The organism is Azospirillum thiophilum (genome assembly GCF_001305595.1).
Taxonomy (GTDB): domain Bacteria; phylum Pseudomonadota; class Alphaproteobacteria; order Azospirillales; family Azospirillaceae; genus Azospirillum; species Azospirillum thiophilum.
In genome coordinates, this window is record NZ_CP012402.1 from 1,033,385 (window position 1) to 1,056,616 (window position 23,232).

General features: G+C 68.3%; 19 protein-coding genes. 13 read left to right on the forward strand and 6 right to left on the reverse strand.

What is annotated here, in order from left to right:
• Nucleotides 1-86: 86 nt before the first annotated feature.
• The 4 genes from AL072_RS18150 (at nt 87) to AL072_RS18165 (ending at nt 4,060) form a co-directional block, all read left to right on the forward strand.
• Nucleotides 87-1,205 (forward strand): ABC transporter ATP-binding protein, encoded by a 1,119-nt coding sequence (locus AL072_RS18150; protein WP_045582892.1) that lies wholly within the window; start codon nt 87-89, stop codon nt 1,203-1,205.
• Nucleotides 1,206-1,270: 65 nt separating this feature from the next.
• The gene (locus tag AL072_RS18155; protein ID WP_045582891.1) at nt 1,271-2,317 is read left to right on the forward strand and encodes an ABC transporter substrate-binding protein; all 1,047 of its coding nucleotides are present in this window, start codon (nt 1,271-1,273) and stop codon (nt 2,315-2,317) included.
• Nucleotides 2,318-2,373: 56 nt separating this feature from the next.
• Complete coding sequence (locus AL072_RS18160; RefSeq protein WP_045582890.1) at nt 2,374-3,231, forward strand: ABC transporter permease; 858 nt, start codon at nt 2,374-2,376, stop codon at nt 3,229-3,231.
• Between the two features lie 16 nt (nt 3,232-3,247).
• A complete protein-coding gene (locus AL072_RS18165) occupies nt 3,248-4,060 on the forward strand; it encodes an ABC transporter permease (RefSeq protein WP_045582889.1) in 813 nt (270 codons plus the stop codon).
• A 6-nt stretch (nt 4,061-4,066) separates the two neighbouring features.
• Here AL072_RS18165 and AL072_RS18170 read toward each other — a convergent pair whose 3' ends face one another.
• Entirely contained in the window at nt 4,067-4,420 is a 354-nt protein-coding gene (locus tag AL072_RS18170) for a hydroxyisourate hydrolase (protein WP_045582888.1), read from the reverse strand.
• 29 nt (nt 4,421-4,449) lie between these two features.
• Between AL072_RS18170 and AL072_RS18175 the strand changes: the two genes are divergently transcribed.
• The 3 genes from AL072_RS18175 to AL072_RS18185 are packed head-to-tail and all read left to right on the forward strand — an operon-like array spanning nt 4,450 to nt 7,774.
• On the forward strand, nt 4,450-5,658 hold the full coding sequence (locus AL072_RS18175) for an MFS transporter (protein WP_045582887.1): 1,209 nt from the start codon (nt 4,450-4,452) through the stop codon (nt 5,656-5,658).
• A complete protein-coding gene (locus AL072_RS18180; protein ID WP_060721729.1) occupies nt 5,655-7,046 on the forward strand; it encodes an amidase in 1,392 nt (463 codons plus the stop codon). The genes AL072_RS18175 and AL072_RS18180 overlap by 4 nt, the downstream gene beginning before the upstream one ends.
• Entirely contained in the window at nt 7,043-7,774 is a 732-nt protein-coding gene (locus AL072_RS18185) for a GntR family transcriptional regulator (protein ID WP_144428279.1), read from the forward strand. The genes AL072_RS18180 and AL072_RS18185 overlap by 4 nt, the downstream gene beginning before the upstream one ends.
• Before the next feature lie 7 nt (nt 7,775-7,781).
• Here the strand turns inward: AL072_RS18185 and AL072_RS18190 are convergent, their stop codons facing one another.
• Nucleotides 7,782-9,476, reverse strand: a complete 1,695-nt coding sequence (locus AL072_RS18190) for an ELWxxDGT repeat protein (protein WP_052710084.1) — start codon at nt 9,474-9,476, stop codon at nt 7,782-7,784.
• Nucleotides 9,477-9,996: 520 nt separating this feature from the next.
• On the opposite strand from AL072_RS18190, the gene AL072_RS18195 reads away from it, so the two are divergent.
• The 3 genes from AL072_RS18195 (at nt 9,997) to uxuA (ending at nt 14,296) form a co-directional block, all read left to right on the forward strand.
• Complete coding sequence (locus AL072_RS18195) at nt 9,997-11,361, forward strand: MFS transporter (protein ID WP_082109013.1); 1,365 nt, start codon at nt 9,997-9,999, stop codon at nt 11,359-11,361.
• A gap of 163 nt (nt 11,362-11,524) precedes the next feature.
• A complete protein-coding gene (locus AL072_RS18200) occupies nt 11,525-13,033 on the forward strand; it encodes a mannitol dehydrogenase family protein (RefSeq protein ID WP_045582885.1) in 1,509 nt (502 codons plus the stop codon).
• A 60-nt stretch (nt 13,034-13,093) separates the two neighbouring features.
• Entirely contained in the window at nt 13,094-14,296 is a 1,203-nt protein-coding gene (uxuA, locus tag AL072_RS18205) for a mannonate dehydratase (protein WP_425388598.1), read from the forward strand.
• A gap of 93 nt (nt 14,297-14,389) precedes the next feature.
• Here the strand turns inward: uxuA and AL072_RS18210 are convergent, their stop codons facing one another.
• Genes AL072_RS18210 through AL072_RS18225 form a run of 4 tightly spaced genes read right to left on the reverse strand, consistent with a single transcriptional unit; the run spans nt 14,390 to nt 18,122 of the window.
• Nucleotides 14,390-15,148 carry an iron ABC transporter ATP-binding protein gene (locus AL072_RS18210; protein WP_045582884.1) on the reverse strand — a complete coding sequence of 253 codons (759 nt, stop codon included), beginning with the start codon at nt 15,146-15,148 and terminating at the stop codon, nt 14,390-14,392.
• Nucleotides 15,145-16,128 carry an iron chelate uptake ABC transporter family permease subunit gene (locus AL072_RS18215; protein WP_045582883.1) on the reverse strand — a complete coding sequence of 328 codons (984 nt, stop codon included), beginning with the start codon at nt 16,126-16,128 and terminating at the stop codon, nt 15,145-15,147. The genes AL072_RS18210 and AL072_RS18215 overlap by 4 nt, the downstream gene beginning before the upstream one ends.
• Nucleotides 16,118-17,107, reverse strand: a complete 990-nt coding sequence (locus tag AL072_RS18220; protein WP_045582882.1) for an ABC transporter permease — start codon at nt 17,105-17,107, stop codon at nt 16,118-16,120. The genes AL072_RS18215 and AL072_RS18220 overlap by 11 nt, the downstream gene beginning before the upstream one ends.
• A gap of 58 nt (nt 17,108-17,165) precedes the next feature.
• Nucleotides 17,166-18,122 carry a siderophore ABC transporter substrate-binding protein gene (locus AL072_RS18225; protein WP_045582881.1) on the reverse strand — a complete coding sequence of 319 codons (957 nt, stop codon included), beginning with the start codon at nt 18,120-18,122 and terminating at the stop codon, nt 17,166-17,168.
• A 341-nt stretch (nt 18,123-18,463) separates the two neighbouring features.
• On the opposite strand from AL072_RS18225, the gene AL072_RS18230 reads away from it, so the two are divergent.
• From AL072_RS18230 to AL072_RS18240, 3 genes are all read left to right on the forward strand, one after another.
• Complete coding sequence (locus AL072_RS18230) at nt 18,464-18,901, forward strand: EamA family transporter (protein WP_045582880.1); 438 nt, start codon at nt 18,464-18,466, stop codon at nt 18,899-18,901.
• Nucleotides 18,902-19,030: 129 nt separating this feature from the next.
• On the forward strand, nt 19,031-20,503 hold the full coding sequence (locus tag AL072_RS18235) for a glycosyl transferase family protein (RefSeq protein WP_245636840.1): 1,473 nt from the start codon (nt 19,031-19,033) through the stop codon (nt 20,501-20,503).
• 353 nt (nt 20,504-20,856) lie between these two features.
• Nucleotides 20,857-23,154 (forward strand): TonB-dependent receptor, encoded by a 2,298-nt coding sequence (locus AL072_RS18240; RefSeq protein ID WP_082109012.1) that lies wholly within the window; start codon nt 20,857-20,859, stop codon nt 23,152-23,154.
• Nucleotides 23,155-23,232 lie beyond the last annotated feature (78 nt).

Consider the following 23,232-nt stretch of genomic DNA (forward strand, 5'->3'; position numbering starts at 1 on the left):
TGATTTATATAGTATAGTCCAAAAACGGCATGCGCTTTGCTATCTAACCATCCGTAAAACGGCAACGCGGAACGGACGGTGCAGCCATGGTCGGAGCCTCGCCAAGCAGTCAGTCGGCCCAGCGCGGGCAGACCCTCCTCCTCGACGGGATCACCCAGCGCTACGGCAACACGCTGGCCGTGAACGACGTGACGCTCGACATCAAGGGCGGCGAACTGGTCGCCCTGCTCGGGCCGTCGGGCTGCGGGAAGACGACGCTGCTGCGGATCATCGCCGGCTTCATGGCCCAGACCAAGGGCAACGTCATCGTCGGCGGCGAGGCCATCGACGGGCTGCCGCCCAACCGCCGCGCCGTCGGCATCGTCTTCCAGAACTACGCGCTGTTTCCGCATATGACGGTGGCCGAGAACGTCGCCTACGGGCTGGACGCCCGCGGCGTCGACCGCGCCACCCAGCGCAGCGAGGCGCAGCGCATGCTGGATCTGGTGAAGCTCGGCCATCTCGGCGACCGCATGCCGCGCCAGTTGTCCGGCGGGCAGCAGCAGCGCGTGGCGCTGGCCCGCGCGCTGGCGGTCAACCCGTCGATCCTGCTGCTGGACGAACCCTTCGCCGCGCTGGACAAGAACCTGCGGCTCGACATGCAGATCGAAGTGAAGCGCATCCAGCGCCTGTCCGGCATCACCACCATCCTGGTCACCCACGACCAGGAGGAGGCGCTGTCGATGGCCGACCGCGTCGCGGTGCTGAGCCAGGGCCGGCTGGAGCAGTTCTCGCCGCCGACCGACATCTACGATGCACCCGACAGCCTGTTCGTCAACACCTTCGTCGGCTCCGCCAACCTGCTGGGCGGCGTGCTGGTCGAGGGCGGCCGCGACGGCGGCACGGTCCGGCTCGATGCCGGCGGCATCATCGAGACCCGCGCGCCCAAGGGCGACGTCCGTCCCGGCGGCCGCGTCACCGTCTGCCTGCGACCCGAGCATCTGCGCGTCGATCCCGCCGCAGCCGGCGCCGACGCCCTGAACGGCGTGGTCGAGATGGGGCTGCCGCTGGGCGCCACGGTCGTCCACGAGGTGCGCATCGCCGACGGGTCCGCGGTGAAGGTGTCCGAGCCGCGCATCGACCGCGCCGCCCTGTTCGCCCCCGGTACGCCGGTGCGGCTCGCCCCGGTCGCCCCCCGCCTCGCCTCGGTCTTCGCCGCGGCCTGACCCTCCCTTCACCTGCCCATTCCTCCCCTCCGCCTTTTTCCCTCCCCACCCGACAGGAGTGATCGATGCTGCTGACCCGCCGCACGCTGATGCAGACGGCCCTGACGCTTGGCGCCATGCACGCCTTTCCCGGCCTGACCTGGGCGCAGGCCCGCCCGCTGGTCTTCGCGACCTTCACCGGCAGCTGGGAGGAAGCCCACAAGGCCGTCCTCGTCCCCGCCTTCCGCAAGGCGACCGGCAACGCCGACATGGTGCTCGACCCGATGCTGTCGGTCGACCAGATCGCCAAGGTGAACGCGGCGAAGAACAACCCGCCGATCGACGTCATGCTGCATGATCCGGGGCCCGCGCTGCAGGCCATCGCCCAGGATCTGGTCGAGCCTTATCCGGTGGAGAAGAGCGCCTACTACAGGGACCTGATCCCGGCGGCACAGGTGCCGATGGGGCCGGCGCCCTTCTTCCAGGTGGTCGGCATCACCTACAACCCGGAAACGGTGAAGACGCCCCCGACCTCCTGGGCCGACCTGTGGAAGCCGGAATTCAAGGGCCGCGTCGGCATCACCAACCTGAACTCGACGCTCGGCACCGGCTTCATGGTCGAACTCGCCAAGATGCATGGCGGGTCGGAGACCAACATCGACCCGGCCTTCAAGGCACTGGAGGCGCTGCGCCCCAGCCTCGCCGCGGTCGCCGCCAATCCGGGCCAGCTCGCCACCCTGTTCCAGCAGGGCCAGATCGACATCTCCCCCGGCAACTTCAACGCCATCCAGATCCTGAAGGCGCGCGGCGTCCCGGTCGAGTTCGTCATCCCGAAGGAAGGCGCCATCGCCTTCAAGACCACCATCCACATCGTCAAGAACTCCCCCAACAAGGAGCTGGCCTTCAAGCTGATCGAGGCGGCGCTGTCGCCGGAGGTCCAGGCCCAGCTGATGGACGAACCGTTCCTGATCGTTCCGACCAACACCAAGGTCGCGATCAAGGGCGAACTCGCCAAGACGCTGGCCAAGGACCATGCCGAGATCGCGAAGAAGTTCGTGTTCCAGGACTGGGCCAAGATCAACGAGCAGCGCAGCGCCTGGATCGAACGCTTCAACCGCGAAATCCGGGTGTGAGGCATCGGCTGCCCTCTCCCGGAGCGGGAGAGGGCATCTCAAGAGGAGACACTCCCATGGCCGCGACGCTGCGCAACGTCACCACCTACGATCTGAAGCTCGCGGCCCCGCTGGCGGCGGGCTTCGCCGTCTTCTTCGTCACGCCGCTGGTCATCCTGCTGGCGCTGAGCTTCCAGACCGATCCGCAGGGCGGGCATTTCGGACTGACCCAGTACGTCAATTTCCTCGGCGACAGTTTCAGCCTCGGCGTGCTGGGATCGACGCTGTGGCTGGGGGTGAAGGTCACGGCGCTGACGCTGCTGCTGGGATATCCGGTGGCGTGGCTGCACCAGCGCTCCCCCGGCTGGGCCAAGGGCGTCATCATGCTGCTGGTGCTGCTGCCGCTGCTGACCAGCGTGGTGGTGCGGACCTTCGCCTGGGTGGTCATCCTCGGGCGGCAGGGCATCGTCAACGCCTCGCTGCTCGGGCTCGGGCTGATCGACACGCCGCTGAAGCTGCTCTACACCGAAGGCGGCGTGGTGGTGGCGCTGGCCCAGGTGCAGATGCCGCTGATGGTGCTGCCGCTGATCACCGCGCTCGGCCGCATCGACCCCAATCTCGCCGATGCCTCCTCGGTGCTGGGGGCCGGACACTGGCGGACCTTCCGCAAGGTGATCCTGCCGCTGTCGCTGCCGGGCATCATCGCCGGCTGCCTGCTGACCTATGCCGCCGCCATCACCGCCTTCATCACGCAGAGCCTGATCGGCGGCGGGCAGATGCTGTTCATGCCGATGTACATCTACCAGCAGGCCTCCACCCTGCAGAACTGGCCCTTCGCCGCCGCGATCTCCGTCATCTTCCTGGTCGCGGTGCTGGTGGTGGTGTCGATCTTCAACGTGCTGGGCCGCCTGTCGCGCGGCTACACCAACGCCTGACCCCGGGGAGGCAGCCATGGCAAACCGCCGCATCGACCTCGACGCGCTCAGCTTCCGCATCGTCATGACCGGGGTCGCGCTGCTGGCGCTGGCACTGCTGGCGGCCCCGACCATCGTTGTGATCTGGGTGTCCTTCACCAGCGGCTATTCGCTGAAATTCCCGCCGCCCGGCTATTCGCTGCGCTGGTATGTCGAGCTGTGGAACGCCTGGCAGCTCCAGTTCGCGCTTATGAACAGCCTGAAGGTGGCGGCCTGGGCGACCGGCCTGTCGGTACTGCTGGGCGTCGCCGCCTCGCTCGGCATCGCGCGGTCGGCCAGCCTGACGGCGCGGGTGCTGGACAGCCTGTTCCTGTCGCCGCTGGTGCTGCCGGCGCTGGCCTTCGGGCTGTCGTCGCTGATGTTTTTCTCGCTGATCGGCGTGCCGGTGTCGCCGCTGACGCTGATCATCGGCCACACCGTGGTGTCGGTGCCCTTCGTGGTTCGCAACACCGTGGCCTCGCTGGCGCAGATGAACCCGACCCTGCTGGAGGCCTCGGCCAGCCTGGGCGCCACCCGCCTGTTCACCTTCCGCCGCATCACTCTGCCGCTGATCCGGCCCGGCATCATGGCCGGCGGCTTCATCGCCTTCATGGCGTCCTTCGACAATGTTCCCGTGTCTCTGTTCCTGCGCGATGCCGCGACAGATATGCTGCCGATCCGCATGTGGCAGGACCTGGAGGGCAAGCTGGACGTCACGGTCGCCGCGCTGTCGGGCGTGCTGATCGTCGCCACCGTCGCGCTGATGCTGGTGATGGAACGGGCCGCCGGCCTGTCCAAGCGGTTGACCTGACCCCGGCTACACTCCCAGAAAGAGAGAAACGCCGAAGGGCGTGAACTTGAACGGAAGATGCAGATGGCGGTCCAGGTCGGTCACGACGAAACGGAAGGGCATGATGTCGAGAAAGCGGGTCTGCTCCTCCGGGTATCCAGCCGCGCGCAGCCAGTCCCCGACATGGAACAGCACCTCGTGCGGGCCGGCGGCGATGCCCTCGCCGCGCACCGTCGGATGGTCGAGCTGGCCGTTGGCGCCGAGCCGCCCGGCCGCCAGCAGCCGGCGGTCCGGCGCCAGCGCGTACAGTTCCACCCGCAGCCCCTCGGCGGCGACGCCGCGTGCCACGTCCACGCCATGAATCGAAATGCCGCCCGCCATGCCGCCGCCTCCATCCTGGGAATGCCGCGATGGTAGCCGAGACGGCGGCCGCCACGCCAGCCCCCAGCCAGGCGCCCCTGCTGCCCCCCCTGCTGCCGGCATTGGCCGGAATGACCGGGTTGCAGGCGCTGGTGGCCCTCGGCCTGTTCGCGCCCGGCGTGCTGGCTCCCCGCATGGGGATCGACCCGGCGGGACTGGGCCTGTTCACCACCACCGGGTTCGCGGTCGGCATGGCGGCCTCGCTGTGCGGCGGGGTGCTGGCCGGACGGCTGGGCGCCTTCCGCGTCGCCAGCTTCTGCGCGCTGGCGGTCGCCGCCGCCATGCTGTGCGCGATGATGGGCAGCGGCACGGCGGCGCTGCTGGCCGCCGGGATCGCCATCGGGCTGGCCTGCGGGCCGGAGACGCCGGCCAGCGCCGCCATCCTCGGCCGGCTGGCTCGTGCCGCCGACCGGCCGATGGTGTTCTCGGTCCGGCAGACCGGCAACCAGATCGGCGCGATGGCCGGATCGCTGGCCCTGCCGACCCTGGCCGCCCTGATCGATCCGCGCGCCGGTTACGCCGTCATCGCCGCGCTGGCCCTGGCCGGCGTGGTTCTGTTCGAGCGGCTGCGCCCGGTCTACGACCCGCTGACCCGCTCCGCCGGCAGCGCTTTCGGGCTGGGGGCGGCCTGGCGGCTGCTGCGCGGCGACCCGGCGCTGCGGCGGCTGGCGTTGGCGGTCTTCCCCTATTCGGCGAGCCAGCTGACGCTGAACGGCTTCTTCGTCGTCTATGCCGTCACCGATCTGGGGATGGAGCATGTCGCCGCCGGCATCGCGCTGGCGGCCGGACAGGCCGGCGGGCTGGTCGGACGGCTCGGCTGGGGCGTGGTCGCCTCGCGCTGGGTGGCGACGCGGCGGCTGGTCGCCCTGCTCGGGTTCGGCATGGCCGCGGCATCGGCGCTGCTGGGACTGGCCGGAGCCTCCCTGCCCTTTGCCGCGCTGACGGTGGTAACCTTCCTGTTCGGGCTGACCGCCAGCGGCTGGAACGGCATCTTCCTGGCGGAGGTGGCGCGGCTGGCGCCCGCCGGCCGCATCGGCGAAGCGACCGGCGCGGTGATGGTCGGCGGTTTCGCCGGCCTGATCGCCGGCCCCATCCTGCTGGTCGCCATCGCCGCGGTCAGCGACCTCGCCACCGGCTATGTCGTCGTCGGCCTTCTGGCGGCGCTGGCCGGCCTCAGCCTTCTCGGAGACAAGCGATGACCACTCCCCTGCGCGCCGTCACGCTGGCCGGGGCCGTGCGCGGGGGCCGGTCAAGCGCCCGGGCCGAGACCGAAGCGGCGCTCGCCCGCATCGCCGACGGCAACCCGGCCCTGAACGCCTTCGTCGCCGTCCATTCCGACGAGGCGCTGGCCGACGCCGATACCGTGGATCGCCGCATCGCCGCCGGGGAGCATCTGCCGCTGGCCGGCGTGCCGGTGGCGGTCAAGGACACCATCTGGGTCGCCGGCCGGCGCGTTACCCAGGGATCGCGCCTGTTCGCCGACTTCCGCGCCCCTGCCGACGCCATCGCGGTGGAGCGGCTGCGCCGTGCCGGCGCCGTCGTCCTGGGCATGGCCAACACGTCGGAATTCGCCTGCAAGGGCGTCACCACCAACCCGTTGTTCGGCCCGACCCGCCACCCGATGGACCCGGCCCTGACCCCCGGCGGCTCCAGCGGCGGGCCGGCGGCGGCGGTGGCCGGCGGGCTGGTGCCGCTGGCGCTCGGCACCGATGCCGGCGGGTCGAGCCGGCGCCCGCCCGCCCATGTCGGCGTGGTCGGCTTCAAGCCCAGCTTCGGCGCCATTCCCTACGGCCCCGGCTTCGCCGAGCCCTTCACCGGCATCGCGGTGATGGCCCCCATCGCCGCCGACGTCGCCGATGCGGCCCTGATGTTCGAGGCGCTGGCCGGTCCCCACCCGCGCGACCCGGATTCCGCCGCGGTCGCCCCGGCCGAAGATCGTCCCGCCGCCTCGCTGACCGTCGCCCACAGCCCGCGCTTCGGCCTGGACGCACTGATGGACGACGACGTGCGCGAGGCGGTCGACAGCGGGGTCGAGGCGCTGGCCCGTGCCGGCGTCCGCATCGTCCGCCGCGATCCGGTCTGGCCGGCCGGCGTCACCGAAACCGCGCTGATGCCGTTGCAACATGCCGGCCTCGCCGCACTCTACGGCGACGCCTTCCGCCGCGACCCCGGCCTGTTCGATCCCGACATCGCCGCGCAGATCGAGCGCGGCCTGTCCTTGTCGGGGGCGGAGGTCGCTGCGGCGCAGCTGCTCGGCGCCGAGGTCGCGCGCGCTCTGGCCGCCGCCTTCGACGGCATCGACCTGATCATCGGCCCCACCACTCCCTGCGTCGCCTGGCCGCTCGACCGGCTGGGGCCGGAGACCATCGGCGGGCAGCCGGTGCCGCCACGGGCGCACGCGGTCTTCACCCCGCTGTTCAACCACGCCAAGGCCCCGGCGCTCAGCCTGCCCTGCGGCACCGGGCGCGACCGCCTGCCGGTGGGTTTGCAGATCGTGGCCCCTCGCGGCATGGACCGGCGGGTGCTGCGCTTCGCCGCCTTCGCCGAGGAAACGCTCGCCGCAGGCAGGCAAGGATCCCATCCATGACCGTCGACGACAACCTTCCCGAAACCGGCACTCCGGAGGCCGTATCGCCCCGCCGCCGCCGCGCGGTGCCGCCGCCGCCGCTGGCCGACATGGCAGTCGACCGGCTGCGCGACATGATCATCTACGGCGAGCTCGCCCCGTCCGCCCGGCTGATCGAGCCGGAGCTGAGCGAGAGGTTCGGCATCTCCCGCACGCCGCTGCGCGAGGCGCTGAAGCTGCTGGCCGCCGACGGGCTGGTGATGCTGCGCCCCAACCGCAATGCCATCGTCGCCCCGCTGAATGCCGCCGAACTGACGCATCTGTTCGAGGCGGAAGGCTGCATCGAGAGCTTCGCCGCCCGGCTCGCCGCCGAACGGATGACGGCCGCCGACCTGCGCCGGCTGCGCGGTTTCCAGGACAGGATCGAGGCGCTGGAAGGGGCCGGCGCGCTGGAGGAGTATTTCGCGATCAACCAGAAGATCCACCGGCTGATCGTCTCCAGCGCCAAGAACCCGGCACTGGTCGAGGCGCATGACCGGCTGCTCGGCCGGTTGGCGCGGGCACGCTATTTCGCATTGGGCGCCCAGGGCCGCTGGAAGGAATCGGTGCTGGAGCACCGCGAGATCCTGGCGGCGCTGGACGCCCGCGACGGCAGCACTGCGGAGCACCTGTTCGTCCACCATGTCGGCCGCACCGGCGAGGTGGTCGCCGCCGCCTGCGCCTCGCCCCGCGCACAGCGGGCCGGGTGACGGGCCTTCAAAGCCCGACGATTCCCAAAGCGTTGTACGGCAGGCTGAAGGGTTGCGCGCTGGCGATCTGCGTCACCTCGCCCTTGCCGGTATCGAAACGGAACAGCGCGCCGGGCTGGGTGGCGTCGGCCGCGGTGAAATAGAGGCTATCGCCGACAGCGCGCAGGTTCGTGGGCTGGGTCCATGCCGTGTCGTGGGACCTGTCCGTCATCATGTGCGTGCCGCCTTCGGTGCCATCGCTCATCCAAAGCCCCCTGCCGTGCACGCCGTCATCCGCGGTGAAGAACAGGGTATCGTCCCCGACGGCGAAATCCCCGACGCCGGACCCGGCGCTGCCTGGCGCGATGTCCTTCACCATGCGTGTCCCCCGCTCCGTCCCGTCCGATATCCAAAGTTCGTCGCCATGCTCCCCGTCGTCGGCGACGAAGGCAATCCGGTCATCGAAGGCGGTGAACAGGCCGGGAAGGGAAAGACCGACCGATGGAAAATCCTTCACCAGGGCGGTGCCTTCCGGCGTGCCGTCGCTCTTCCACAGGTCCTCTCCGCGGTTGAAGAACAGCGTGTCATCCACCGCAGTCAGGATCGCCGGACGTCCGACTTTCGGATCGTCGCCGACACCGTCGAGCAGCTTGACGGTTCCCTCCCCGGTGCCGTCCGTCACCCACAGCTGACTGTAGGAACCGGTACCGTCCCAAGCGGTCAGGAACAACCGGTCGTCGACCGCGGTGAAGTGCGTCGGCAGGATCGGCAGCGGCACCGGCGGATCGAAGCTGCCGGGGTAGAAGTCCTTGACCAGGACAGTCCCCCTCGCCGTTCCATCGGATCGCCACAACGCCCGGCCATGCTCGCTGTCGCTGGCCGAAAGGAACAGTTCGTCGCCGACTGCGGTCAGGTTGTAGGGATAGGAGTCCAGCCCGCCCGGATTTATGTCCTTCACCATGCGCGTTCCGGCCGGCGTTCCATCGTTGACCCACAGTTCGTTTCCGTGGCTCCCGTCATCCGCCTGGAAATACAGGCGGCCGTCCAGTTCCGTCAGCGCCAGCGGCGCGGACGAGGACGCCCCCGGATCGATGTCCTTCACCATGCGCGTTCCGGCCGGCGTTCCATCGGTGGACCACAATTCACGGCCATGAACGCCGTCGTCCGCCGTGAAGAACACGAGCCCATCAGCCGCGACCAGGGATTGCGGGGCGGAATCTGCGGAGCCGGGATGAATGTCGCGCAGCAGGAAGGCGCGGCGGCCGTCCGTTCCCCACAATTCGCCGCCATGGTCGCCATCCACCGCCGCGAACACGGCGGCGGCATGACCATGATGGGGCTTCAGCCTGAGATTGCCTGGGGTGAGGTCGTCCCGCGACAGGCCCATCAGCTTCACGCCGTCGCGCGGGCCGAAATCGAGAACAAGTCCATCGCTGTCCTGATGCGACTTGGCCAGCACGTCTTGCAGACTGCCGACCCCGTCCCACCCGGTCAAATCCAGCAGGTCGCCGCCCGCCCCGCCCTGGAAGTCACCGATGCAGTCCCAGCCGTCTCCCGGCCGGAGGACGAAACGGTCCCGGCCTGCCCCGCCCTCCATATAGTCGTTTCCGCGGTTGCCAATGACGGTGTCGTTTCCATCTCCACCGAACAGCAGGTCACGATGGGCGCCGCCCACAATGAACCGGCCGGACCGGCCCGAATTCTGCCCGAGTTCCCGCTCCATGACGGTTTCCTCCGCTGGTCACAGACAAGCCGAAGAACGCTACACCCTGGGATTGCCTTGGCGTCCTGCTTTTGCAGCCACTTACCCATCGCGCCCTGCGACTACCACGGTCCGGCGACCCATCGGTTCGCATTGGCCGAACGAATGAGGATGCCACCACCGCGAAGCCATGTCGGCACGGCGAAGGGGGCCGCCCTCGGGCGTGGCGCCCTGACGAAATGCCGCAGCCGGCGCCGTTGACCGCCGGCAGGGAGCGCAACTACCATACCAGCAACTGGAATGGTAGTATGCAACGCCACGAACGGTACCGAAGCGGCACCGCTCCCGACGATGGCCGGACTGCTCCAGGAAACAGTTCTGAAGCGCGTGACCGCCGCCTGCCGCCGCATGGGCTCCCGAGACCGGGGCCCGCGCATCCGCAGGAGGTCGGCCCGAAGACGATGCAGGATCGGCGCCGGCGTGCAACGCCGGTGCGATGACCGGCGGCGGTGACACGCGTCCTGGCTGGAGACGCCAAATCATGAGCGAACAGATCATTGCCGGCGCGGCCCCTGGGGCTGCGACGGACGAGCCGGCACGGACAGCCGGCGGAATCGGCAAGGCTGCGGTCACGGTGAGCAAGGCCATCGGTCGCTACCGCTGGACCATCTGCGCCCTGCTCTTCTTCTCGACCACCATCAACTACATGGACCGGCAGGTTCTGGGCCTGCTGAAGTCCACACTGATGGGCGACATGGGCTGGACGGAGTCGGACTATGGCGACATCGTCGCCGCCTTCTCGCTGGCCTACGCCTTCGGCTACATCGGCTGCGGCCGCCTGATGGACAAGGTCGGCATCCGCATCGGCCTGCCGGCCGCGGTCGCCGGCTGGAGCTTCTTCGCCTGCATCCATGCCTTCATGGGCAGCGTCTTCGGCTTCAAGGTCGCCCGCGCCGGGCTGGGTCTGACCGAGGGCGGCAATTTCCCGGCCTCGATCAAGGCGGTGTCGGAATGGTTCCCGGCCAAGGAACGGGCGCTCGCCACCGGCATCTTCAACGCGGGATCCAACGTCGGCGCGGTCGTGGCGCCGATCCTGGTGCCGATCCTGCTGGTCGCCTATGGCTGGCAGGCCGCCTTCCTGGTCACCGGCGGCATCGGCTTCTTCTGGGTCATCGCCTGGCTGCTGATCTACCGCAAGCCGGAAGAGCATCCGAAGCTGACGGCCGAGGAACTGGCCTATATCCGCAGCGACCCGGTGCTGCCGCAGGAGAACATCCCCTGGATCAAGCTGCTGACCTACCGCGGCACCTGGGCGAACATCGTCGGCACCTGCTTCTCCGCGCCGGTGTGGTGGTTCTACCTGAACTGGGTCCCGGGCTTCCTGAACAAGCAGTATGGCGTGAACCTATTCGGGGCGATGCTGCCGCTGATCATCATCTACACCATGGCCGATTTCGGCAGCGTCGGCGGCGGCTGGTTCTCCTCTCACCTGATCAAGCGCGGCGTTAAGCCGCTCCGCGCCCGCAAGCTGACCTTCCTGGTCTGCGGCCTGTGCGTGCTGCCGGTGTTCTTCGCCTCCACGGTTTCCAGCATGTGGGTCGCCGTCCTGCTGATCGGCATCGCCGCCTCCGCCCATCAGGGCTATTCGGCCAACGTCTACACCATCGTCTCCGACACCATGCCGCGCAACGCGGTGGGGTCCGTGGTCGGCATCGGCGGCTTCTGCGCGTACTTCGTCGGCATGTTCGTGTCGATGGGCGTCGGCCGCCTGCTGGATGCGACCGACGGCAACTATCAGGTGCTGTTCGCCATCGCCTCCGTGCTCTACCTCGTCGGTCTGGCGATCATGCACTTCATCCTGCCGAAGACCGGGTCGGGCATGACCCCGGCGGGGATCGAGGTCTGAGACGACGCGACACCCTGCCCAACGCCTGAAACCGCCCCAAGGCTCCGGGGCACCCCGCCCCGGAGCCCTGTCCCGACCGACCATCCTGTCCCCGAATGACGGAGCACCGGCCTCCCCCACCGAACGGGAAGACCGCAGCGACCGCCGCGAACCGGAGCCCATCATGCCCGACGCGAACACCGCCCTGCTGGCGAAACGTCTTTCCCGCACCATCCTCGACCGCCTGCCTCCGGCGATCGAACGCCCCGCCTACGACCGCGCCGCGGTGACGCCGGGGATCGTCCATATCGGCCTCGGCGCCTTCTGCCGTGCCCATCTCGCCACCTACACCGACGACGTGCTGGCGACCGGCGAAACCGGCTGGGGCATCGTCGGCGTCGATCCGCTGTCGCCGGCGATCCGTGACGCGCTGAAGCCGCAGGACGGACTCTATACCCTGCTGGTGCGCGAGGACGGCCGCGACAGCCTGCGTGTCGTCGGATCCTTCCTCGACGCCATGGCCACCGCAGACCAGTTGGACGAGGCGCTGGCGCTGATGTCCACGCCGGAGATCCGCATCGTCACCCTGACGGTGACCGAGAAGGGCTATTGCCAGGACGCCGCCACCGGCTCGCTGGACGAGATGCATCCGCTGATCCGCGCCGACCTCGCCGCTCCCGAAGCGCCGCGCAGCGTGCCCGGCCTGCTGGCCGAGGCGATCCGCCGCCGCCGCGCCGCCGGGCTGGCGCCCTTCACCGTGCTGGTCTGCGACAACCTCGCCCAGAACGGAATCAAGGTGCGCGGCATCGTAATCCGCTATGCCGAACTGCGCGATCCGGAGCTCGCCGCCTACATCGCGGAGCATGTCTCCTTCCCCTGCACCATGGTCGACCGCATCACGCCCGCCACGCAGGACGCCGACCGCGCCACTGTAGACGCGGCGCTGGGCTGCCGCGACGCCTGGCCGGTGGTCAGCGAGCCCTTCAAGCAATGGGTCATCGAGGACCGCTTCCCGCTCGGCCGCCCGGCCTGGGAGAAGGCCGGCGCCATCCTGGTCGATGACGTCCACCCGTTCGAGCTGATGAAGCTGCGCTGCCTGAACGGCGCCCATTCGCTTCTGGCCTACCTGTCGGTGGTCGCCGGCATCGAGACCATCGCCGACGCCATGGCCGACCCGCATCTGCCCGCCGTCATGCGCCGGCTGTGGGCCGAGGATCTGATCCCCACCCTGCCGCCGGTGCCGGGCACCGACATTCCCGCCTACACCGCGGCGCTGGAGGCGCGCTTCCGCAACCCCGGCATCCGGCATCGCACCATCCAGATCTCGTCCGACGGCTCGCAGAAGCTGCCGCCGCGCCTGCTGGAGCCGGCCCGCGAGCTGTTCGCCGCCGGCAGGATCCCCGCGGTGATCCCGCTGGCGGTCGCCGCCTGGATGCGCTTCCTGCTGGAGGTGGACGAGGCGGGCAATGCCTACAAGGTGGCCGACCCGTTGGCGGGCGCGCTGACCGGCATCGCCCGCGCCCACCGCGACGACCCCGCCGCCCTGGCCGACGCCCTGTTCGCCATCGGCGACGTCTTCGCGCCGGAACTGGCCGCCGAGGCCGCGTTCCGCACCGCCGTCGTCGCATGGCTCGAAAGCCTGATGACCGCCGGGGTCCGCCCGACGCTCGAGGCCTTTCTCGCCGCCCCTTGAATCCCCCCAAATCCGTAGCGGGTCCGCTCCCCGCAGCAATTTCCGATTTTTGAAAGGACCATGATCATGCAAGAGACCTGGCGCTGGTTCGGCCCCGATGATCCCGTCACCCTGGAGAAGGCCCGTCAGGCCGGTGCAACCGGCATCGTCACCGCGCTGCATCACATGAACCAGGGCAGCGTCTGGACTCCTGAGGAAATCCAGAAGCGCCACGCCATGATCGAAGCCGCTGGCCTGACCTGGGCGGTGGTGGAAAGCATCGGCGTCGGCGAGGAGATCAAGACCCGCACCGGCGACTACCGGACCAAGATCGACAATTACAAGCAGTCGATCCGCAACGTCGCCCGCGCCGGCATCCCGGTGATCTGCTACAACTTCATGGTCATCACCGACTGGAGCCGCACCAACCTGATGCACCGGCTGCCGAACGGCGGCTATGCCCTGCGCTACGACAGCGTCGACTTCGCCGCCTACGACCTGTTCGTGCTGCAGCGCAAGAACGCCGAGGCCAGCTACGACCCGGCCCATGTCGCCGCCGCCAAGACGCGGTTCGAGGCGATGACCGTGGAACAGGTGGCCGAGCTGGAACGCAACCTGATCGACTGGCTGCCAGCCCGTGACTTCGCCTATGACCGCAACAGCTTCCGCGGCATGCTGGAGCTCTACCAGGAGATCGGCGTCGAGGATCTGCGCACCAACCTGATCGAGTTCCTGCGCGAGATCGCGCCGGTGGCGGAAGAGGAAGGGGTGCGGCTGTGCATCCATCCCGACGACCCGTCCTTCCCGATCTTCGGTCTACCGCGCGTGATGTCCACCGCCGAGGATGTGCGGGCGCTGTTCGAAGCGGTGCCGCAGGAGGCCTGCGGGTTGACCCTGTGCACCGGCTCCTTCGGCTCCAACCCGAAGAACGATCTGGTGGCGATGGCGAAGGAGTTCGCGCCGCGCATCCATTTCGTCCATCTGCGCAACACCACGCACGAGCCGGACGGTTCCTTCTACGAGGCCGACCATCTGGGCGGCGACACCGACCTGATCGGCGTGGCCGCCGCCATGATCGCCGAGGAGGAGCGCCGCAAGGCGGCCGGGCGCGCCGATGCCCAGATCCCGATGCGGCCCGACCACGGCCATCTGCTGGGCGACGACATCGGCCAGACGATGAACCCCGGCTATTCCTTCGTCGGCCGGCTGAAGGGGCTGGCCGAACTGCGGGGCGTGATGCGGACCATCGAGGCGTTCCGCGCCGGCCGGCTGACGGCGCAATAGGACGGATCGCGCGATCCCAACAGCCTTCGATGGCCGGCGCAGGAGAGGTGGCATCCTTTCCACGCCGGCCATCGGCTTTTCAGCCCAAATCCATCAGCGGAAATACAGCGCCATCCGCCGGCCGTCGATTTCGTGGATGTCGGCCTCCACGCCGTAGAGGTCGCGGATGACGTCGGGGGTGATGATCTCCTCCGGCGGCCCTTCGTAGGCGATGCGTCCATCGCGCATCGCCACGATGCGGTCCGAATAGCAAGATGCGAAATTGATGTCGTGCAGCACCAGGATCACGGTCTTGCGGAACTCGTCGGCGGTGCGGCGGAACAGCTTCATCATCGCCACCGCGTGCTTGATGTCCAGGTTGTTCAACGGCTCGTCCAGCAGGATGTATTCGGTGTCCTGGCACAGCACCATGGCGATGAAGGCCCGCTGGCGCTGGCCGCCGGACAGCTCGTCGAGGAAGCGGTGGGCGACCGCCTCCAGGTCCAGGTAACGGATCACCCGCTCGATATGGCCCCTGTCCTCCACCGTCAGCCGTCCCTTGCTGTGGGGATAGCGGCCGAAGGCGATCAGGTCCCGCACGGTCAGGCGCGCCGTCATCTGGTTGTCCTGGCGCAGGATCGACAGGCGGCGGGCCAGCACGTCGCCGGGCGTCGTCGTCACGTCCATCCCCTCCACCGTCACGGTACCGGCGGACATCGGCAACAGCCGGCTGATGATCGACAGCAGCGTCGATTTTCCGGCGCCGTTCGCGCCGATCAGCGAGATCACGCCGCCGGCCGGCAGGGCGATCGAGACGTCGTCGACGACCAGGGTGTCGCCATAGGATTTGCTGATGTTCCGGACCTCGATCATCGGGCCGCTCTCCGCACGAGGATGACCAGGAAGACGATGCCTCCCAGGAATTCGATGACGATGCCGAGGGCTCCGTTGAAGCCCAGCAGCCGTTCCAGCACCAGCTGGCCAGCCATCAGCGTCAGACTGGCGACCAGCGCCGCGACCGGCAGGATCAGCCGGTGGCGATGCGTGTCGGCCAGCAGATAGGCCAGGTTGGCGACCAGAAGCCCGAAGAAGGTCACCGGCCCGACCAGCGCGGTGGAAACCGCGACCAGCACCGACACCATCACCAGGATGCGCGTGACCTCCCGCCGGTGGTCGACGCCCAGGTTGATCGCCGCCTCCCGCCCCAGCGCCAGCACGTCCAGCACCCGCGCGTTGCGCCAGACCGCCACCGACACCGCCAGGACCACCAGCGCCGACACCGCCAGCAATTGGCCGTCCACCCGGTTGAAGCTGGCGAACAGCCGGTCCTGCACCACCAGGAACTCGTTGGGATCGATCACCCTCTGCAGGAAGCCGGCAAGGCTGCGGAACAGCACGCCGAAGACGATGCCGACCAGCATCAGCAGGTGCAGACCGCGCAGGCTGCCGGAAAACAGCCAGCGATAGAGCAGCCAGGAGAAGGCGACCATCGCCCCCACCTCGATCCCGAAGCGCAGGCGCGGATCGAAGGCGGCGACGGTGGCGGAGCCGAGCTGGAAGACCATCACCGTCTGGATCAGCCGGTAGAGGAAATCGAACCCCATGATCGACGGGGTCAGGATCCGGTTGTTGGTGATGGTCTGGAACAGGACAGTCGAGACGGCGATGGCATAGCCGACCAGCATCATCGCCGCGACCTTGGTCCCGCGGAAGGCCAGGATGAAGCCCCAGTTGCCGCGCGCACCCAGCGTGAGGAAGAAGAAGATGGCCGCGATGGTCAGCCCGCCGAGGCCGGCGAGCAGGATGGCCGGCGGCATCGCACGGCTATGAACCGGTCGGCGATCAACCGGCATGACTATTCTTCCGCAACAGAAGATAGAGGAAGATCGCACTGCCGACGATGCCCATCGTCGTGCCGATGGGGATTTCGTAGGGGCGGATCACCAGCCGCCCGGCGATGTCGCAGGCCAGCACCAGCGCGGCACCCGACAGCGCCACCCAAGGCAGCGACCGGCGCATGTTGTCGCCCAGCGTCAGGCTGACCAAGTTGGGCACGATCAGGCCGAGAAAGGGGATCATGCCGCAGGTGGCGATCACCGCCGCGGTGACCAGCGACACGATGACCAGCCCGAGCGAAACGACGCGCCGGTGGTCGAGGCCGAGGTTCGTGGTGAAATCCTCCCCCAATCCGGCGACGGTGAAGCGGTCGGCCGCGGCGTAGGCCACCGCGGTCAGCACGGCGCCGATCCACAGCAGCTCGTACCGCCCGCGCAGCACGCCGGAAAAGTCGCCGGTCTCCCAGGCGCGCACCGACTGCATCAGGTCGAAACGGTAGGCGACGAACTCGGTCGACGCGGTGATGACCGCCCCCAGCATGATGCCGACCAGCGGCACGATCATCGGCGAGCGCAACGGCATCTGCCGCAGGATGCCCAGGAACAGCGCGGTGCCGGCCAGCGCGCAGGCTCCAGCCACCAGCATCCGGCCGAGGATCGGCGTTTCCGGTGCCAGCAGCGTCACCATCAGCATGCCGAACACCGCCGATTCCGCGGTACCTGCGGTGGAGGGCTCGACGAATTTGTTGCGGGCCAGCAACTGCAGGATCAGGCCGGACACCGCCATCCCCGCACCGGCCAGGATCAGCGCCAAGGTGCGCGGGATCCGGCTGATCAGCAGGATCTGCGCCGCGTCGTCCGACACACGGCCGAACAGGGTGCCGACGGATACGTCGCTGACACCGACGAACAGACTGGCCGCCGCCAGCAGGATGACGACAACTGCGGCGGCAACGGCAGCGGCGACAGGCGCGGCGGCCGGGACGAGTCCCCTCATGCCGGCGATCCGCCGTCGCCGGCGAAGATGCCGGCGGCGGACAGGTGGGCGGCCATCGTCACGCCTTCCCCGTCAGCGCCGCCTCGATGCCGTCGACATCTTTCTGCAACGCGTTCAGCCCGCCGCCGATCAGGTACCAGTTCGCCGCGTCCAGATAGGCGACCTGCCCCTTTTGCCAGGCCGTCGTCCGGCGCACGATGTCGTTGTCCAGCAGTTGGCGGGCGGACTGGCCCTCGCGCCCGATGGCGGAGTCCCGGTCGATCACGAACAGCCAGTCCGGGTTGGTCTGCAGGATGAACTCGAAATTGATCGCCTGCCCGTGGTTGGCGGTGTCCAGGCCGTCCGCCGCCGGCACGATGCCGTATTCGGTGTGGAGCACCCCGAAGCGCGACCCCGGCCCATAGGCGCTGAGCTTGCCGCCGGTGGTCAGCACCAGCAGACCCCGGCCCGCCCCGGCAGCGACCGTCCGCAGATCCGCGATCGACGCGCGCAGCCTGTCGGCGCGGGCCTTCACCTCGGCGTCCTTGCCAAAGATCCGGCCCAGCGTGCCGGCATTGTCCAGCGCGCTGTCGATGAATCGCTCGGTCTTCACGGTCATGTCGATGGTCGGCGCGATGGCCGACAGCTCGGCATATTTGGGGGCGGACCGCCCGCCGACGATGATCAGGTCGGGGTCCGCCGCGTTCACCGCCTCGTAGTCCGGCTCGAACAGCGTGCCGATCCGGGCATAGTCCGGGCCGTCATACCTGGCGAGATGGGAGGGCTTCAGCCCGGTCGGCGCACCCGCCACCGGCACACCCAGCACATCCAGCGTATCGAGGGAGGCCATGTCGAAGCACAGGACCTTGCCCACCGCCTTCGCCAGCCTGGTTTCGCCGCGGGCATGGCGCACGGTGCCGGGGGTGGCCGCCGTCTGGGCGGCTGCCAGCCGGGGCATCGCGAGAGGGGTCAGGCCGGCAAAGCCGATCGCCAGGCCCGCCGTCAACAGGTCTCTGCGGCGTGTCACGATGGTCATCACAACTCCCAAGCATGTCCAGGATGTCAGCGGATGGGCGGGCGGCGAAGGGTGCCGCAGGCGTCGAGGCGCCGGCCGCCCGGGCCGGAAGAACTGAATCGGCCGCGCCCCCGGGGGTTGATCCAGGGCACATGCTAACGCTACTCATTCTTACTTGCAAAAACTTTGGATCTGTCCAAAGCAATGCCCCGGCATGCCTGACACTCGCAGCGCCGAAAGGGTCGGTGCGGTCGCGAACGGTCCTTCCGGGACCTTCGCGTCCTGTACAGGATCGCCTTGCCGGGCCCTGCCGGGCTCACCTCATATCGAACAATACGGGAAACGCGAAGGGAATCGAACGAATGACCGATAATCTGCTTCCATCCTGGATGCTGTGGGCGCTGCTGTCGGCCTGCTTCGCGGCGCTGACCGCGATCCTCGCCAAGGTCGGCGTCGAGGGCGTCGGTTCCGACATGGCGACGCTGATCCGGACCGGCGTCATCTTCCTGCTGTTGATCGGCATCGTCGTCGCCTCGGGCCAATCCCTGTCGCCGTCCACGGTTTCCGGCAAGTCCTGGCTGTTCCTCATCCTGTCCGGGCTGGCCACCGGTGCGTCCTGGCTGTGCTATTTCCGCGCGCTGAAGCTCGGCCCCGCCTCGCAGGTGGCTCCCGTCGACAAGCTCAGCGTGGTGCTGGTCGCCCTGTTCGGCGTCGTCTTCCTGGGTGAGAAACTGTCGGGAGCGAATTGGCTGGGCGTCGTCCTGATCGCGGCCGGCGTGATCCTGCTCGCCTTCAAATGAAATCCAAACCGAACGGGCCGGGATCTTGCACTGCAACGCGAATGCATATCATTATCGGGAATCAAGCATAATGGCCGCGCCACGTTCGCGGAAAGCATCTGCAAGACCCTGGGGCACCCGATGGGCACCATGAACGATCTTCCATCCGTGCCCTGGCCGGACCCGCTCGCATCCCACCGGCAAAGCGACCAATTGAAGCGCGGGCGCATGATCGTCGCCTTCGATGCCCTGCTGTCGAAGCGCAACGTCACCTTGGCCGCCCGGCAGTTGGACATGCAGACGTCGGCACTCAGCCGCCTGCTCGGCCAGATGCGGGAGGAGTTCGGCGATCCGCTGTTCGTCCGCTCGGGCCGCGGCCTCGTCCCCACCCCCTTCGCCGAAGCGCTGCGACCGAAGGTACAGGCGCTGGCGGCGGCAATAGACAGCCTGTTCGTACCGATGGTGGCCGGCCCGGCCGCTGAGTCGCCCTTCGATCCCGGCTGGAACAAGCCCGGCGGCACTCCGGTTCCGCCTCTCGCCACCCGCCCGGCCAACCTGCTGGAAGGGCAGCCGACACCGGATGAGGTGATCGCGAATCTGGAGCGGCTCGGCCAGAGCGCTTCCCCCCATGACCGTCTGGCCCGCCATGTCGGCACGCTCGGGATCGCCGGCGGCGGGCATGGTCGCCCGCTGACCGGTGGGGAAGCCGAAGAGGCGATGGGCATCGTCCTGGCCGGTGACGCCGACCCGATCCAGATCGGCGCGCTGTTCGGCATGATGCGCGTGCGCGGAGCGACCGCACCGGAACTTGCCGGCTTCGTACGGGCGATGCAGGCGCATGTCGCCGGCCGGCTGGGCCGGACGATCCATGCCGATGTGGATTGGCCCTGCTTCACCTCGCCCAATTACCACAACCCGCCCTGGTTCTTTCATGCCGCGAAGCTGGTGGCGCAAGCCGGGTATCGCGTCCTGCTGCACGGCAACACCGGAAGCGGCGGCGCTGCCGGACGCTATGAGGTTGTCGCCTCCGCGCTGGGGATCCCGGTCTGTCCGACCGCGGACGACATCGCCGCCGCCCTGGACGGCGAACGGATCGCCTATGTCCCGCTGACCGCGCTCGCCCCGCAGATCCATCGGCTGATCGCCCTGCACCGGCTGACCCAGTTTCGCACGGCGGCGTTGGAAGCCGTCCATCTGCTGAAGCCCGGCGGCGGACGGACCAGCCTGTTGGGCGTGGCAAAGCCGTCTTATCGGGATCTGCATCGCGATACCGCCCGGCTCCTGGGCTGGAAGGACATGGCGGTACTGGGCAGCGTTCGCGACGTCGCCCAATATGCGCCTTTCCGACCCGCCACCATCCACCGGCTGATCGACGGCGAGCCGGCCGACCTCGCCCTGCCCGCCCTCATCGGGGAGCCGCCTGTCACCCCGCGCCCGCGCGGCACCAGCCTGGACTACTGGCAAGGGGTGTGGAGCGGAGCCATGCGCGACGCCCGCGCCGAACGGATCATCGTCGGCACGACAGCCTTCGCACTGTTCGCCCTGCCGGACACCGTCCGTATCGGCATCGGCGAAGCCATGGCCAGGGCCGAGGAATTGTGGAAAGCCCGCCGGCTCCGCTGACCGCTCAGAAAATGCAAATAATTCTTATTATCATAGTTGCGTTTCGGCAACAGTGGTCGGACAAAAAAAGGGATTTTCAGCCGGTGCGCGACTGAACCGCGATTCCGATCCGGCAACAAACCTTTGATACAAAACTAAATTTCAAAGGCCAAAGGTCCAGCGGCAGCAAACTCTGACAAGAACCTTTACACGCCATTGGTGCGTGCAGCAGTCGCTTGGATGCAAACAATATCCACCAGATTTTGCAATTTAGAATAATTCTGAATCTCAGTCATTGTCCGGGGGGCCTATCCCGTTGGTAGAAGCGCTGACAGCGACAGACACACGCCCTTGGCGCATTTCGGGAGAGCTTGATGCGACAGACCACCTCCACCCATGGACTGCGACCCCTTCTGGCCGGTGCGGCCGCCACCGCCAGTCTGGCCATGACCTTCGCTCTTTCGTCCACGGTAGATGCGCAGGCGGCCGGCGCGGGAACCGGCGCTCCGGGAACCGGCCCCACGCCGCAGCGCTCCTCCGGCGACGCCCTTCAGCTCGATTCCATCAAGGTCGATGCCGCCGCGCCCGAGACGGGCAACGTCAACAGCGCACCGACCGGCGTGTCCCGCCTGCCCGACACGGTCAAGGATACCCCACGCGTCGTGAACGTCGTCCCGCAGGAGATCATCGAGCAGCAGCGCGCCACCTCGCTGGAACAGACGCTGCGCAACGTGCCCGGCATCACCATCTCGACCGGCGAGGGCAACGGCGGCCAGAACGGCGACCAGTTCCGCATCCGCGGCCTGACGGCTCGGGGCGACATCTACACCGACGGCCTCAAGGATTTCGGCGTCTACACCCACGACGTCTTCAACACCGAGACGGTTCAGGTCTTCAAGGGCCCGTCGGGCAACGGCTTCGGCGTCGGCAATTCCGGCGGCGTCATCAACCAGGGCACCAAGAAGGCATCCCTGCAACCGAAGGTGCGGATCGACCAGTCGGTCGGCAGCGGCCCGACCTACCGCACGACGGTGGACGTCAATCAGCCGCTCGGCGATACCGCGGCGCTGCGGGTGAACGGCCTCTACCACAGCCAGAACGTCGCCGACCGTGACGAGGTCGAGTCCGACCGCCGCGGCATCGCCGCCGACCTCGGCCTGGGGCTGGGCACATCGACCACCTGGCACCTCAACTACGCCTTCCTCAAGGGCGAGAAGACGCCCGACATGGGGCAGCCGATGGTGCAGGGCCGCGACGGCATCTTCCGGCCGGCCGGCGAATTCGGCCTCGACCGCTCCACCTCCTACGTCCGCAACCTCGACCGCGACGACACCGCCAACCACATCCTAACGTCGACCTCCTCGCATGAGGTGAACAGGTCGCTGTCCATCTACAACGACTCCCGCTTCAGCCACTACCAGCGCAACTTCGCCTCCACCACCCCGGCAGCGATCAGCGGTGCCAGCGCGACCCAATTCCTGGCAGGCCGCAACCCTGCGCTGGCCTACGGTGCCGGCGGCGGCATGGCCTTCAAGCAGCAGGGCTGGGGCGTCCAGAACGTCACCGGCGCGAAGTTCGACGGCACGCTGTTCGGGCTGCGCCACGCGCTGAACGGCGGCCTGGACGTCAGCTACCAGCGCGACAAGCGCGAGACCGGCACCTGGGTCAACCGCACCAACAGCCAGACCGTGCGGTCGCCCTCCCACAGCTATGCCGCCAATACCGCCATCATCTTTCCGGAAAGCGGCGGGCGCCAGGCGAGCGTCACCAACACCGGCCTGTTCGTGACCGACCGCGTGTGGCTGTTCGACCAGCTGTCGGTCCAGGGTGGCCTGCGCTGGGATTACTTCCGCACCAGCTTCGGCGCCGCCAGCCCGACGGTCGCGGGCGGCACCGGAACCGAACGGACCTGGAGCCCCTCGGTCAGCCTGATCTACGAGCCGACCAAGGAATCGTCGGTCTACGCTTCGTTCTCGCGCTCCTACAAACCGATCGGCACGGATATCGCCGCGGCGGTGACCAACGGCACGGCCGAGACGCCGAACAGTGCCCGCAACTTCGATCCGGAACAGACCGACCTGTACGAGATCGGCGGCAAGGCCGACTTCCTGAACGGCCGGCTGGGCGTCAGCGCCGCGATCTTCCAGGCCGAGAAGTCCAACACCTACTCGATCGATCCGACCACCGGCACCGTCACCGACGGCTTCTCCGAATCCGGGCTCGGCATCCGCGTCCGCGGCTTCGAGGCCAGCATCAGCGGCGAGGTGACCGAGCACTGGAACATCTACACCAATTACGCCTATCTCGATGGCAAGGTGACGGAGGCCCGCACCAACCCGGCCGTCGTCGGCAAGGTCGCCGCCAACGTGCCCAAGCACAATGCAAGCCTGTGGACGACCTACGGGTTCAAGGCCGGCATCTCCGGGAAGTTCACGGTCGGCGGCGGCGTGCAATATGCGTCGGAATATTGGGCGGACAGCGCCAACACCGCCCGCATGCCCGACAGCTTCTCGGCCGACGCGATGGTGTCCTACGAGTTCAGCAACGTCTCGGTGGCCCTGAACGGCTACAACCTGACCGACCATCGCAACTACACCTCGGCGTTCAACGCCAGCCGTGCCGTGCCCGCGTCGGGTCGGACGGTCATGCTGACGACGGGACTGACGTTCTGAGCACGCTGATCGGTCATCACAAGGTCTGAAAAGGCCGGCCGGACCGCCTGCGACGGGCGGTCCGGCCGGTTGTCCGTT